Origin of the sequence: Chryseobacterium sp. GP-SGM7, assembly GCF_049166575.1 — a bacterium.
Taxonomy (GTDB): Bacteria; Bacteroidota; Bacteroidia; order Flavobacteriales; family Weeksellaceae; genus Chryseobacterium.
The window spans coordinates 1852497-1866880 of sequence record NZ_JBMHFF010000001.1 but is presented as its reverse complement, the minus strand read 5'-3'; the positions used below and the strand labels follow the sequence as shown (position 1 = coordinate 1866880).

12 protein-coding genes are annotated in these 14384 nt (G+C 34.3%); 10 read left to right on the top strand and 2 right to left on the bottom strand.

What is annotated here, in order from left to right; translation table 11 throughout:
• Positions 1 to 21: 21 nt before the first annotated feature.
• Positions 22 to 372, top strand: a complete 351-nt coding sequence (locus ACOOWA_RS08370) for an ArsC/Spx/MgsR family protein (RefSeq protein ID WP_267265654.1) — start codon at positions 22 to 24, stop codon at positions 370 to 372.
• A 329-nt stretch (positions 373 to 701) separates the two neighbouring features.
• Here ACOOWA_RS08370 and ACOOWA_RS08365 read toward each other — a convergent pair whose 3' ends face one another.
• Positions 702 to 1007: a DUF493 family protein gene (locus ACOOWA_RS08365; protein ID WP_267265655.1), complete on the bottom strand. Its 306-nt coding sequence runs from the start codon at positions 1005 to 1007 to the stop codon at positions 702 to 704.
• Between the two features lie 39 nt (positions 1008 to 1046).
• Positions 1047 to 1724 carry a DUF4197 family protein gene (locus ACOOWA_RS08360; RefSeq protein ID WP_421374508.1) on the bottom strand — a complete coding sequence of 226 codons (678 nt, stop codon included), beginning with the start codon at positions 1722 to 1724 and terminating at the stop codon, positions 1047 to 1049.
• A 442-nt stretch (positions 1725 to 2166) separates the two neighbouring features.
• Between ACOOWA_RS08360 and ACOOWA_RS08355 the strand changes: the two genes are divergently transcribed.
• From ACOOWA_RS08355 to ACOOWA_RS08315, 9 genes are all read left to right on the top strand, one after another.
• Entirely contained in the window at positions 2167 to 4983 is a 2817-nt protein-coding gene (locus ACOOWA_RS08355) for a SusC/RagA family TonB-linked outer membrane protein (protein ID WP_421374506.1), read from the top strand.
• A 10-nt stretch (positions 4984 to 4993) separates the two neighbouring features.
• Positions 4994 to 6427 (top strand): RagB/SusD family nutrient uptake outer membrane protein, encoded by a 1434-nt coding sequence (locus ACOOWA_RS08350; protein WP_421374504.1) that lies wholly within the window; start codon positions 4994 to 4996, stop codon positions 6425 to 6427.
• A 79-nt stretch (positions 6428 to 6506) separates the two neighbouring features.
• Entirely contained in the window at positions 6507 to 7892 is a 1386-nt protein-coding gene (locus ACOOWA_RS08345; protein WP_421374503.1) for a glucoamylase family protein, read from the top strand.
• Positions 7893 to 8092: 200 nt separating this feature from the next.
• A complete protein-coding gene (locus ACOOWA_RS08340; protein ID WP_421374502.1) occupies positions 8093 to 8800 on the top strand; it encodes a prolyl oligopeptidase family serine peptidase in 708 nt (235 codons plus the stop codon).
• Positions 8801 to 8964: 164 nt separating this feature from the next.
• Entirely contained in the window at positions 8965 to 11292 is a 2328-nt protein-coding gene (bglX, locus tag ACOOWA_RS08335; RefSeq protein WP_421374500.1) for a beta-glucosidase BglX, read from the top strand.
• Between the two features lie 231 nt (positions 11293 to 11523).
• The gene (locus ACOOWA_RS08330) at positions 11524 to 12078 is read left to right on the top strand and encodes an RNA polymerase sigma factor (protein ID WP_421374498.1); all 555 of its coding nucleotides are present in this window, start codon (positions 11524 to 11526) and stop codon (positions 12076 to 12078) included.
• An 11-nt stretch (positions 12079 to 12089) separates the two neighbouring features.
• A complete protein-coding gene (locus ACOOWA_RS08325) occupies positions 12090 to 12437 on the top strand; it encodes a hypothetical protein (RefSeq protein WP_421374496.1) in 348 nt (115 codons plus the stop codon).
• A 239-nt stretch (positions 12438 to 12676) separates the two neighbouring features.
• Entirely contained in the window at positions 12677 to 12949 is a 273-nt protein-coding gene (locus ACOOWA_RS08320; protein ID WP_421374494.1) for a hypothetical protein, read from the top strand.
• Positions 12950 to 13303: 354 nt separating this feature from the next.
• Positions 13304 to 13951, top strand: coding sequence for a J domain-containing protein (locus ACOOWA_RS08315; RefSeq protein ID WP_421374493.1), 648 nt, complete (start codon positions 13304 to 13306; stop codon positions 13949 to 13951).
• Positions 13952 to 14384 lie beyond the last annotated feature (433 nt).

Sequence of the window (14384 nt, the reverse complement as noted above, 5' to 3'; positions counted from 1 at the left end):
ATTCTATAAAATAAAATCAAAATGTTGGTAAAAGTTCTTCATAACGGAAATTGTTCGAAATCTAATGCTGTTTTGGAGTATTTGGACGAAAATGGTGTTCCGTTTGAAATTATCAATATTGTTGAAGAGCCGCTAAGTGTTTTAGAATTAAAAACACTCTTGAAAAAGCTTAATCAAAGCGTTTTTCATATCATCAGAAAAGAAGAAAAATTATATCTCGAAAACTATGCAGGAAAAGATCATTCTGAAGAAGAGTGGTTGCAGATCTTATCAGAAAATCCCTCATTAATTCAAAGACCGATTTTAATTAAAGGCTCAGTTGCAATGTTGGGAAGACCTATTGAAAATGTGAAATTCTTTATTGAAAAATAGTTCCGAAATAAGTCAGACTTATATAAAACAGAACCTGTTGTGCATTTATGGGAAAATATTAAACAAACTGAAAATCAAAAACTTGTATTTCTTTGATAAGCGAAGCGCCCTTGTTTTACTTTATTTCAGCATAGTTTTTGAGTTTCTTTTGTTTAACCTTGCGTTTATTTTATCGCAAAGGAAAACAAAGAATTTAAATCAAAAAGGTTTTTTAAATGTAAAAAGGCGTTTCACTTACTGAAGTAAAACAAATTTATAAATGCACAACAGGTTAAAACAGAAAAGATTAGTATTTAAACTAACCTTTTCTGTTTGTAATTTATTTTTGTTTACAGCAAAATTACATTTTCTATTCTTGCAACTTCCTGATAAATACGAACCACCTGATCTGCGTCTAAAACAAAAGCGTTGATATTGCAGGCTGTGTATTTTCCGTTTTTACTTTCGCGGTTTCCCATCGTAAATTTTATACCATCAAAAACTTTATAAATCTCCGTCAGTTTTGCCTCATCGGTAGGAATGATAAATTTGAATAAATAATCTTCCGGAAAGTCATGATGACCTTCCAGTTTTTCCTTTAATGATTTATAAAATTCTTCAGGATTTGCGTTTTCATTTCCTTGTAATATTTCCATTTTCTTCCTTAATAATATATAAATATAACGAAATTCGTCTTATTTTCCAAATGGAGCAAGCAATGAAGCTGAGTTTTGCTTCTCGTGATCTTCAATGATATTGAAAAGACCGTTTACGATCTGTTCTGAAGCCAAAGTACTCAGTCCGCTTGCATTCACGTTGGTTTTATTTCCACCTAAAAGACTTCCCAAAAGATTAGTTCCTGATAAAGCGGTATTAATTGTCTTTACAATTCCATATTTATTGAGTTCCTGCTCAACTCTTGGCGTAATCGCTGCAACAAGCTGCGTCTGTGTTTTTTCTCTTAAAATCAAAGTGGCAGTACCTTTTTCTCCCTGAATAATTCTTGTAACATCTTGAGCATTCAAACTGTTAACTGCTGTTTCTAAAATAGGTTTCGAAATGCCAACCGTATAAACAGCTGCTTCAGCGATATATTCTCTTTCTTTTGCAACAATTGACGGAGCAATTTTCTCCAAAGTAGAATTAATATCACGAAGTTCTTTTGGCAAAGCTTTATCTACCAAATTATTTTGAAGGAAAGCTTCTTTATTGCCATAAATATTGGCGCCTTTATTAATTCCGCCTAATAGTACTCTTTTTATAACCGCTAAACCTAAATCTGATGTGGCTAAAGAAGTGCACGATTGCATCGTAGTATTGATAATTGTACCAGTTCCTAAAATAATAGCTGCTGCGATAATATATTTTTTCATTGTAATTTTTTATTTTTTTCTAAACTTCGTCAAATGTAATTACTTATGTTGTCTGCGGCAAAATTTTCCTATTACAAAGAATAAATTGTGTGATTCACTAATTCCGTACCAAATTGAAACATTTTTTATCCTAACGTTCAAAACCACTCGTTACATGCAATTTTTGGAGATATTTAATGCTTCAAAGTGAAAAAATGATTTTTTTTAAGATATGAAATAGATAAAAATTTCGTTTAATTTTAATTATAAGTTAATTAATTTTAATCATTTCTTAATAAATAATTAAAATTAAACCATTTATAGAATTTTTTTTAACTAATTTTAACAAGATTCATTTTTTTTTCTATTTTTGGTTAATGTCTACTTTTGAGAAAAAAGAGATAATAAGATTCGATTACAAGAATCTTAATGACTTTGATTGTACAAGATAAAATTAAACTATATGAAACAAACTAATTTAAAGTATTCTTGTCTTATTGCTGTTCTCTACTTTGGTATGAACGTCAACGGACAGGTTACTCCCCAAGACACTTTGCCAAAAGAGCAAAAGATTGAGGAGGTTGTGATGATTGGGTATGGAGCACAGAAAAAAGAAAACGTGACAGGAAGTATTGGGATTGTCTCTGCTAAAGATTTGGCAGATAAGCCCAATGCAAACCCGCTGAGTTCAGTTCAAGGAAAACTTGCTGGGGTTAACATTACCAATGTTGGTACTCCAGGAGGTTCACCAAGAGTAGATATCAGAGGAGTAGGTTCTTTAACAGGTAATACTGTCTTTATTGTAGATGGAATGATTACGACTGATATTTCTTATCTAAATCCTCAGGATATTGAATCAATGAGTGTTTTGAAAGATCCATCGAGTTTAGCTATTTTTGGAGCTCAAGCTGCAAACGGTGCTGTTATTATTAAAACTAAAACGGGAAAAGGTAAGCCCATTTTCAATGTAAATTCTTATATAGGATTTAAAAAGGTTACAAACGTACCTAAAATGGTTAATGCTGATCAGTATATAGAATTATATAATGAAAAGCTAATGAACGATAATGGTTCAAGTGCAGGATCTATTTCCAGAGCAAATTTCCCTGCAGATACAGATTGGTTTAAAGAGATTTTCCGTACAAGCATCATCAATGCAAATGATTTTTCTGCAACAGGAAGTTTAGGGAAACTTAACTATTACGGGAGTGTAGGATATCTTCAAGACGAGGGTAATCTTGCTGCAGGAAATGGGATCAATTCAGGAAGTGGATTTAATAGATTTAATTCTAAGTTAAATCTTAGTTATAAAATTACTGATAATATAACAATTGGGAATAATTTCAGTTTTTCTAAAATGCGTACTGATGTAGCTCAGAATCCATTATTAGATGCATATACAGCGCCACCAATATTTCCTGTTTTCAATTCAAATACCAGTGATTACCAGTTTTTTAATGGATATTCGATACCTAACCCAAGGGCAAAATTAGACCTTTACCGTTCACAGGTAAGACAGGAAAGATTGCTTAACAATATTTGGGGAGAAGTGAAATTTTTAAAAGATTTTACAGCAAGGATTAGTTATTCTACGGACAACTATAGCCCAAGCCAATATGAATATACACCAACTTTAACATACGTTCCAGTATCAAACCAAGTACCATCAACATTATTGACTAGAAATTTCAGATATAGAAACTATGTTTGGGATAATACGATTAACTGGAAGAAGAGCTTTGGAAATCATAATTTTGATGTATTAGCAGGTTTTTCAAGAACAAGAACTACCACTTCACAAGATTATTGGACTTCAAGAGGAGTTCAATATGACGGAACGAACGGTTCATTAAATGTTGCTAGTGGAACTGGACAATTATATGTAAGTGGTATAGATAGAGATGATTTAGGAGTAGATCAAGATCAACAAAGAATCGAATCATTTTTTGGTAGATTGAATTATGATTACAAAGGAAAGTATTTAGTAAATGCTTCTATTCGTAGAGATGCGAGCTCACAGATTAATGTTGATAGAGCGAAAATTTTCCCTGCGGTAAGTGCTGGTTGGGTAATTTCCAAAGAAGATTTTATGAGTGAGCAAAATGTTTTTAATTTATTAAAATTAAGAGCAAGTTATGGTGAGTTAGGTAACCCAAACGTAAAGAGAGAATTTAATCAAAATATCTCAATTATTGGGGGAGGAGCATATTTTGGAAATTCTGGTTATCCTGCGGCGACCATTGACCAGTTTGTTGATACTAACATTGGGTGGGAAACTACTGTAGGGAAAGATATTGGTTTGGAGATGGCCCTATTTAACAATAAGTTAAAAATTGATGCTGCCTATTTTGATAAAGATTCTAAAAATGTTGTTTACACTGTCTTCCAGGGAACAGTATCTGGAGCATCTAACTGGAATGCATTTAGAACGAATGCTTATTCTTTTAATAACAGAGGATTTGAGATTTCGGCTAATTACAATACTAAGTTAAGCGACAACCTAAGTTTCGGAGTCTATGGAAACTTTACTTCACTTAAAAATGAAATCACATCAGTGTACGGAGGTTCGTACTTAGAAACTGGTGCAAGTTTATTCGGAAATTCTATTGTAAGATTACAAGCTGGTCAAGCAGTAGGTTCGTATTATGGATATGATGTTGCAGGCGTTTTCCAAACAGATGCTGAAGCAGCTGCGTCAGGACAGGCTGGTGCAAAAGCAGGTTGGTTTAAGTTTAAGGATCAGGATGGTAACGGTGTTATTGATTCAAGAGATAAAACATTTTTAGGAAGTCCTATTCCAAAAGGAACATACGGTTTTGGAGTTAATTTTAATATTTATGCTGTAGATATTGCTGTTGATTTCCAAGGAGTATTTGGTAATAAAATTTATAATTACAATCGTGAACAGCGTTTTGGAAATGAAACATGGGATTATGATATGTATAAAAACAGATGGCAAGGTGCAGGTACTTCTAATACCAATTCTATGATTACATCGAATCAATTAATTATTGCACCTAACAGCTTTTTTGTAGAGGATGGTAGCTATATTAGAATCAGAAATATCCAAGTTGGATATAATTTACCGAAAGATTTAGCTAAATCTTTATCTCTTACAAAACTAAGATTGTACGTAAGTGCACAAAACCCATGGACAAGCTTTAAATATAACGGCTTTTCACCGGAAATCAATAATACTGATAGAGTACAAATGGGAATTGATAATAATATTTATCCAATTTCCGCAATTTATACAATGGGTATGAACTTAACATTTTAATTAGAAAATCATGAAAAAAATATTTTTAACATTGTCTCTTATTTCATTAATTATTAGTTGTAATGATGACTTCGTGGATATTAGGGATGAGGGTGAAGTTGATGTAGAAAATTTCTTTACAACACAGGATGATGCAATGCGTGCAACTAATGCTGTTTACAGTTTCTTGAGAAGTTGGGAAAATACAGGTTTTCCTGCACAATATGTTTTTGGAGTGACAGGTGATGATGTGGAGAAAGGTTCTAACCCAGGAGATGCATCATTTATCAATGCATATGATAACTTTACATTCACAATAAGTGATGATGGCGTAAGAGGTTATTGGATAGGACAATGGCAAGCTGTTAATAGAGCTAATCAGGTAATTACAAATGTACCTAAAATAGAAATGGATGCTACGGTAAAGAATAGATTGATAGCCGAAACTAAAATGTTGAGAGCTTACTTCTATTTTAATTTAGTAAGAATTTATGGTGGCGTTCCTATTTTTGACGGTCTACCTGCCGATGGAATTTATACCAAACCAAGAAATTCTGCTGCAGAGGTTTACGCATTCATTGTTAAGGATTTAACAGAAGCAGCAGCGGTATTACCTCAAACATATCCAGCAGCGGATTTAGGAAGAGTCACTAAAGGGGGAGCATTAGGATTACTTTCTAAGGTATATCTTTACATGAAAGATTATCAAAAAGCTTACGATGCTTCAAATCAGGTAATTGCATTAGGTTATTCTTTAGATCCTGATTTTAATCATTTGTTCAGACCTGCTGGAGAATTTGGATCAGAATCTGTTTTTGAAGTTAATTGTGGATGTGATCCTTCTTTAGGTTCTTCTGCAGGCAGTCAGTATGCAGAAGTTCAAGGGGTGAGAAACCAGTTTGGATGGGGATTCTTTACGCCTACTACCGCTTTAGAAAATGCATTTGAATCTGGAGATATTAGAAAAGAATTGACAATTTTGAGAGAAGGAGAAACTACTATTGAGGGAGATTTAATTAAAAAAGGAGATCCGAATGCAGGCGATATGTGGAATCAAAAAGTGTACGTACCATCATCTCTAAATAATAGTGCTTGTGGTTATGGTTCAATCCAAAACATTAGAATTTTAAGATTTGCTGATATTTTATTAATTAATGCAGAAGCTGCAAACGAATTAGGAAATACAGCTGTTGCAATTACGAATATTAATAAAGTAAGAACAAGAGCAGGTCTTGGAAATACGACTGCTTCCACTCAGTTGGCTCTTAGAACTGCTATTTGGCAGGAAAGAAGAGTTGAGTTAGCAATGGAAAATGATAGATTTCCGGATCTAGTGAGAACAGGGCAGGCTGCTACAGTTCTGGCTTCGAAAGGATTTGTAGCTGGCAAAAATGAATTGTTTCCAATACCTCTAGATGCAATGAATCAAAGTAATGGGTTATTTACTCAAAACCCTGGTTACTAAAAGCTTTATAAATAAAAATAACCAAAGTTAGCTTTGGTTATTTTTTTAAACAATTTTTATTTTTTAAGTTGAAGTTTATATGAATTTAAATATAATATCAATTTTAAGCATTTCACTTTTTCTTATTTCTTGCAAAAATGTTCAAACAAATCAAAAAATTTCAAAAGTTGAAACTGTAAAAAGTAATATTACAGATGAGCAATTGATGAACAAAGTCCAGAAAGATGCTTTGAAATATTTTTGGGAGTATGCAGAACCAAACTCGATGTTGGGAAGAGAGCGCTATCACGAAGACAATATCTATCCGGATAATGATAAACACGTTGTTACAACAGGTGGATCAGGATTTGGATTGGCAACCATTTTAGTCGGAGTTGAAAGAGGTTTTGTTCCACGAAAAGATGCAGTGAAACGATTGACTACAATGATGAATTTCCTATCAAAAGCCGATCGTCACAAAGGAGCTTGGTCACACTGGATCAACGGAGAAACAGGAAAAACTGTTCCTTTTGGTAAAAAAGATAACGGTGGGGATTTAGTGGAAACAGCATTTTTGACCTCAGGAATTTTAATGGTTCGTGAATATTTCAAAAACGGAAATGCCGAAGAAAAAGCTTTAGCCAAGAAATGCGACGAACTATGGAAAGGAATTCAGTGGAACTGGTACACAAAAGGAGGCGAAAAAGTGCTGTATTGGCATTGGTCACCAGAATATCAATGGGAAATGAATTTTCCGCTGCAAGGGTATAACGAATGTTTAATCACCTATATTTTAGCGGCTTCATCACCCACCTATTCAATCGATGCTGAAACGTATTACAAAGGATGGACAAGAAACGGAACTTATCTTTCAGACAAAGAAAAATACGGACTTCCTATGTACGTAAAGCATAACGGGGCAGAAGAATATGGAGGGCCATTATTTTGGACTCATTATTCTTATATTGGTTTAGATCCTACAAATTTATCAGATAAATTAATCAGAAATTACTTCGATTTAAACAAAAATCAAGTCTTAATTGACTATAAGTATTGCGTCGAAAATCCAAAAGGCTGGAAAGGTTACGGACCAAATTACTGGGGATTAACGGCAGGATATTCCAGAAATAAAGACGGAAGTGTAGGCTACGATGCCCATTTTCCACAAAATGATCGAGGTGTCATTACTCCGACTGCGGCGTTGAGCAGTTTTCCGTATACGCCAAAAGAATCTATGGATTTTCTGAAGTTTATCTATACTCAAAAACCCGAATTTATAGGTTCAGCGGGACCTTATGATGCTACTTCGATTAACTATGACAATTGGACGACACCAAGATATTTAGCGATCGATCAGGGAACAATTGCTCCGATGATTGAAAATTATCGAACAGGATTTTTATGGAAACTATTCATGAATGCCCCTGAAATTCAGAATGGATTAAAGAAATTAAGCTTCAAATCTGAAAAGTATAACATTAATTAGTTTTAGAAACTTATCCCGCTTTCCGCTGTATCTTTTTTGTCTCAGTCTCCGCTTCGCTGCGTCTGCAACAAAAAAGGATGCCGCTTCTATCGGGGTTAATTAAAATTCTTCAAAATAGAGTTGTTATCAATAGGAACGGATTTATCCGTTTTTATTAAAAAGAATAAAATTAAATGGCTTTAGCCAAAACCTAAAGAAATATGAGTTTTAAGTTAAAATATTTACCATTTTTGCTTCTTCCGTTTTCTTTGAGCTTAAACGCTCAGGAAGTCAAAGCTACTTTTAGTAAAGAAGTAAAACGAACAGAAAAAATATCTTACATTCTGGATTTTCCTCAAAATGCAAAAGGAAAAGTTCCGCTGGTTGTTTTTCTACATGGTTCTGGTGAGCGAGGAAGCGATCTTGAAAAAGTAAAAGCGCATAGTCCTTTCACATATAAAAATTTAATCAAAGAACCTGTCGCAATTTTAGCGCCACAATGTCCTGAGAATAAATGGTGGGATACAGAAACTGTCTATAATTTAATTAAAGAAATTCAGTCAAAATATAAAATTGATGATTCCAAAATCTATCTTACCGGTCTTTCAATGGGAGGTTGGGGAACTTTGAAACTGGCCATGGAACATCCCGAAATGTTTGCGGCGGTAGTTTCAGTTTGTGCTCCTACCGATCGGGTAATGTACGCGAATATCCATCAGTACAAAAATTTGAATATGAAAATTTTCCACGGCGGAATGGATGATGTTGTTTTACCAGAAAATGCACTTAATTTTTATCAGGCTTTACATCCGGTAAATCCAAATGCAGAACTTACAATTTTTCCTAATGACAACCACAACTCATGGGATTCAACCTATTCCAATCCTAAGTTGTATGAATGGATGCTGTCTAAAAGAAAAGAAAAATAATTTTGCATCAATATTCTAAACAGGAAGTCCTTGCTGAGTGAAACGCCTTTGCGAACGAAAAATATGCAGGGTAATTTTAGACAAAAATCTTTGCGAACTTTGCGTTTAAAATACATTATTAAAAAGAAAAACAAAAAGAAAATATAATTAAAGAAGATAGAATTATGAAAAAGTTAATTGTAATCGCCACTTTGGCACTTGCTCCGATATTTTCGGCGCAGGAAATGGTCACGAAACCGGTTCAGTCTTATCAGACCGCTCAATACCAATCAAAGAAGAAAGCTTTTGTGGATGCTCTTTTAGCAAAAATGACCCTGGATGAAAAAATCGGACAGCTGAATTTACCAAGTTCAGGCGATTTTACTACAGGTTTGGCTAAAAATTCAGACATCGGAAAAAAAGTTGAACAAGGTCTGGTTGGCGGACTATTCAATATAAAAGGTGCTGATAAAATCAAAGCAGTACAAAAAGTTGCGGTAGAAAACAGCCGTCTGAAAATTCCAATGATTTTCGGGATGGATGTAATTCACGGTTACGAAACGACTTTCCCGATTCCATTAGGATTAGCGGCTTCATGGGATATGAATTTGGTGCAGCAATCAGCAAGAATTGCCGCAAAAGAAGCCGCCGCAGACGGAATCAACTGGACGTTCTCACCGATGGTGGATATTTCCCGTGAACCAAGATGGGGAAGGGTTTCTGAAGGTTCCGGTGAAGATCCTTATTTAGGTAGTGAGGTTGCTAAAAATATGGTTTACGGTTATCAAGGGAAAGATTTGGCAAACGGAACCAATATTTTAGCTTGTGTAAAGCATTTTGCATTATACGGAGCAGGTGAAGCGGGTAGAGATTACAATACCGTTGATATGAGTCATGTGAGAATGTTTAATGAATATTTTCCACCTTACAAAGCGGCTGTTGATGCGGGTGTAGCTTCAGTTATGGCTTCTTTCAATGAAGTTGACGGAGTTCCTGCTACAGGAAACAGATGGTTGCAGACTGAAGTGTTGAGAAACCAATGGAAATTCAAAGGTTTTGTGGTGACAGATTACACTGGTATCAACGAAATGGTTGACCACGGAATGGGAGATCTTCAGCAGGTTTCTGCTTTGGCACTGAAAGCGGGTGTCGATATGGATATGGTGGGTGAAGGATTTTTAACCACATTAAAAAAATCTTTATCTGAAGGTAAAGTAACGCAGGCTGAAATTGATATGGCGGCGAGAAGAATTCTTGAATCTAAATATGATTTAGGTTTATTCGATAATCCATACAAACACGGAGATGCTAAACTGGCAGCAAAAGAAGTGTACAGTATGGAAAACCGTAATATAGCAAGAAATACTGCAGCGCAGTCGATGGTTTTAATGAAAAACGAAAATCAGGTTTTACCATTGAAAAAATCAGGTACGGTTGCGGTAATCGGCCCATTGGTAAACAACTCAATGAATATGGCAGGAACTTGGAGTGTCGCTACCAAACACGCAGTTTCTGTTAATATGATGCAGGGGCTTCAGGCAAATTATGGTAAAGAAGTGAAATTCCTTTCAGCTAAAGGTGCAAACATCGATTATGATGCCAAATTAGAAGAAATTTATGCAGCTCACGGTAAAAAAACCGACAGAGACAACCGTTCAAAAGAAGCTTTATTAAAAGAAGCTGTCGATATTGCAAACAAAGCAGACGTTATCGTTTTAGCCATTGGAGAATCTGCAGAAATGAGCGGAGAATCTTCTTCACGTACTGAAATTACAATTCCTCAGTCTCAGGTTGATCTGTTAAATGAATTAAAAAAGACAGGAAAACCAATTGCAATGGTGCTTTTCACAGGTCGTCCTTTAGCATTAACCAATGTAAAAGATACACCGGATGCTATTTTGAATGCCTGGTTTCCGGGTTCTGAAGCAGGAAACGCAATAGCAGATGTTCTTTTCGGAAAAGTAAATCCTTCCGGAAAATTACCTATGACTTTCCCAAGAAGTTTAGGACAGGTTCCGATTTATTATAATGCTAAAAATACAGGTCGCCCTCTAAGTCAGGAACTGACGGATAAATGTGAATATCAAAGATTCCGTTCCAATTATATGGATGAATGTAATACGCCGCTTTATCCATTTGGATTTGGTTTAAGCTATTCTAAATTTACTTATTCGGATGTGATGGTTTCTAATGCTAATCCAAAAGGAAATCAAACCATTCAGGCTTCGGTTACTGTAACAAATTCAGGAAACTATGACGGAGCAGAAGTGGTTCAGCTTTACATCAGAGATTTGGTAGGAACGATTACAAGACCGGTGAAAGAACTGAAAGGATTCCAGAAAGTACTATTGAAGAAAGGCGAATCTAAAAAGGTTACTTTTAATATAACCCCAGAAAATCTTAAATTCTACAACGGAGATTTAAAATATGATTGGGAAGCCGGAGATTTCGATATCATGATTGGTACCAACTCTGAAGAGGTAAAGCATTCAAAAATTACCTGGACAAAATAAATTACATAAAGCCATTCTTAGCAGAGTGGCTTTTTTCGTTTCTACAATTAGTTTTATTTTGAATCTGCATTAAAATAGTTGGTTTAAAAGGAAAAATCAATTGCTGTTAATTTCAGTAAAGTTTGATGAATAAAAGAAAATTTAGATATTCAAAAAAATATTTTAAATTTATTAAAGTAAAACAATCGGCACAGTCGTCCTAGCAATATGGAGATTGTCGAAAAATTATCAATGCCACAGAAGGAAAAGGAAAACATTATTTCGCAGACCGTAACGAGTTACGGTGGAAAACTGATGTCTTTTATCCGTCCCAAAGTGAAAAATACCGAAGATGCGGAAGATATTCTGCAGGAAGTTTGGTATCAGTTTAGCAGCTTGACCAATCTTTCGGAAATTGTAAACATTGGCGGATGGTTGTACCGGGTGACTTCAAATAAAATCATAGACAAATACCGTAAAAAGAAAACCGAAAACCTTGAAGATTTTGTCTACGAAGACGAAGATGGAGAATTTTCGATAAAAGATATTCTTTTGATGGACGACAGCGCCGGTCCGGAAGTAAAAATGTTTCAGGATGAAATCTGGAAGAAGCTTTTTGAAGCCTTGGATGAGTTACCGGAAAAACAAAGATTGGTTTATACAGAAAACGAGCTCAACGATAAAACTTTACAGCAAATTGCCGATGAACAGGGTGAAAATATCAAAACCATTATCAGCCGAAAAAATTATGCAGTGAAGCATTTAAGAAGCAGATTGAGACAATTGTATGAAGATTTAAATAATTAGAAATAAATAAAATGAATAATAAATATAAAAAAAGCTGGGCTCTTTTAATCTTGTGTCCACCCTTGATTTTCCTGGCCGTTGCGCTGATTGTGATGTGGCTCTGGAACTGCATTCTGCCTGAAGTTATTGGTGTAAAAACGATCAATTATTGGCAGGCGATGGGAATTTTGGTGTTGAGTAAAATTCTTTTCGGAGGTTTTCATGGAAAATTCGGACAAGGAATGCGTGATATGAAGGAAAAACATATGAAACACAGAATGGAAGGAATGTCGGATGATGAAAAGGAAAAATTCAAAGAAGTCTGGAGACAGAAATGTGAAAGCGGATTCTTCAACCGAAACAAAAGAACAGACGATTAGTTTAAAATTTTTAGAAAGTAGTAAAGTAAAGATTAAAACTGATTCGTCTCTATAAAAAAACAAGAAGATATGTCTTATTCAAAATTAAAACATTGTGATCTTAGCTGAGTGAAACGCCTTTGCGAGCAAAAAATATACGCAAAGAATTTAAAAGAAATCTTAGCGAACTTTGCGTTAAAATTTTTGATTATAAATAAGACATTTTTAAAAACAAAAAGTAAAATTTAAAATTTAAGAAAATGAAAAATTCAGTATTAAAAGGTATTTTAGGAGCTGTTGCCGTTGCAGGAGCTGCCGTAATTGCCAAAAAAGTTATCGAAAGAAAAAGATTCGTGAAAGGTATTTTTAATGAATACGGAATCAAAGAAAAATCTCCATTTGCTTTGGCTGATAAAATCAGGGAAATGAATGAAGAGCAATATCAGGAGCTTAAAGGAAAGTTCAAAAAAGAATTTGCTTCTAAATGTTGTCACAGAAACTTCTACAAAAAAGAAGAAGTTGCAGAAGCATAAAATAAAAAGTAACTCAATTGAAATTGTTTAATTCCGACGCAAAAATGGGTCGGAATTTTTTTGCCACGAATGCACAAATTATATATGTTAAAATCAACAGCATGTTTGTCATTCCGGAGGAATCTCGGTACGAATCTAAATAATAGCTTAGATTACTGCGGAATGACAAACATGATGATTATTAAAAGATAAGTTTTTCTTTGCTAAGTGAAATCGAAGATTCGACGAAGTCAAACGCCTTTGTGAACGAAAAATATGCGCAAAGAATTAAAAAAATCTTAGCGAACTTTGCGTTAAAAAGAGATTTCTACATTTGGGCTGCATCAACAAAATTCCTTATTTTTGTTAGCCTAAATGAAAGACTACTACTATTTTCTCGGGATTTCTCACGATGCTTCAGATGAAGACATCAAAAAATCTTACCGGAAACTTTCATTAAAATATCATCCTGACAAAAACCAAAACGACGATTTTTTTGCCGACCGTTTCAAAGAAATTCAGGAAGCGTATGAAACGTTAAGCGATAAAGGACGGAGAATTACGTATGATCAAAATTTAGAAAGTCAGCAGAAAAGTTTTCGATATACTGTTCCGCCTTCAATAAAAACCTTTTCGGCCAATAAAATTCATGCAAAAAAAGGAGAAGAAATTATTATTACGTGGCAGACTCAGAATGCGGACGTGGTGAAAGTTTTACCTTTCGGTTTGGAAAAAGTATATGGAGAAAGGATTTTTAAAATAACAGAATTTAAAAACGGAAAATTCCAGTTGCTGCTTCATGCAACGAATTCACTTTTGCATAAAACAGTTGTACAGGGAATTACAATTACAGAAGTTTTTGAATCTGACGGCGAAAAATTCAGAGACAAAGCGGAAGAACTATTTAAATCACAACCCAGAACGGTGATTAATAAAAGAGGTTATCCCAAAATTATATTTCTGATTTGGGGAATTATTATTTTGGCAGTTCTTGTTTACTTTTGGATGAGTAATTCGGTATAAATTAAAGATTCAGTATTCAAAGTTCCCGAATTGCAAACTTCCATCACCTATCATAAAACACCCAGTTTTATGCGAGCTTCTTATTTCCCGGGCACTTTTTGCAACGTTTTCCTTTTTTGAATTTTTTGCAACACGATTTTTTGTCGCCACAAAACATTTCTTCAGTATTCAGGTTGAACGCAGGAGCCAACGGAGCAATTTTGAAAGGAACGATCATATTCATACTGCAAATATATTAATTTAGAATAAATATAATTAATAAAACTTCAAAAAAATATAACTGCTGATTAACAGTGTGTTTGTAAAGTGTTTTATATAAAGTTTCTTTCATTTTTAGTGCTGAATTTGTTCCCCAATTATTGATTCTGACGATTTCACATTATGTTAATATGGGTTGTACATTCTGGTAAAAAAATGTAATTTTACGAATCTT

Coding starts and splice junctions, on each gene's coding strand:
- ACOOWA_RS08370 (WP_267265654.1), top strand. CDS start 22: ATGTTGGTAAAAGTTCTTCATAACGGAAATTGTTCGAAATCTAATGCT.
- ACOOWA_RS08340 (WP_421374502.1), top strand. CDS start 8,093: ATGAGTTTTAAGTTAAAATATTTACCATTTTTGCTTCTTCCGTTTTCT.
- ACOOWA_RS08360 (WP_421374508.1), bottom strand. CDS start 1,724: ATGAAAAAATATATTATCGCAGCAGCTATTATTTTAGGAACTGGTACA.
- bglX (WP_421374500.1), top strand. CDS start 8,965: ATGAAAAAGTTAATTGTAATCGCCACTTTGGCACTTGCTCCGATATTT.
- ACOOWA_RS08325 (WP_421374496.1), top strand. CDS start 12,090: ATGAATAATAAATATAAAAAAAGCTGGGCTCTTTTAATCTTGTGTCCA.
- ACOOWA_RS08330 (WP_421374498.1), top strand. CDS start 11,524: ATGCCACAGAAGGAAAAGGAAAACATTATTTCGCAGACCGTAACGAGT.
- ACOOWA_RS08365 (WP_267265655.1), bottom strand. CDS start 1,007: ATGGAAATATTACAAGGAAATGAAAACGCAAATCCTGAAGAATTTTAT.
- ACOOWA_RS08345 (WP_421374503.1), top strand. CDS start 6,507: ATGAATTTAAATATAATATCAATTTTAAGCATTTCACTTTTTCTTATT.
- ACOOWA_RS08350 (WP_421374504.1), top strand. CDS start 4,994: ATGAAAAAAATATTTTTAACATTGTCTCTTATTTCATTAATTATTAGT.
- ACOOWA_RS08320 (WP_421374494.1), top strand. CDS start 12,677: ATGAAAAATTCAGTATTAAAAGGTATTTTAGGAGCTGTTGCCGTTGCA.
- ACOOWA_RS08355 (WP_421374506.1), top strand. CDS start 2,167: ATGAAACAAACTAATTTAAAGTATTCTTGTCTTATTGCTGTTCTCTAC.
- ACOOWA_RS08315 (WP_421374493.1), top strand. CDS start 13,304: ATGAAAGACTACTACTATTTTCTCGGGATTTCTCACGATGCTTCAGAT.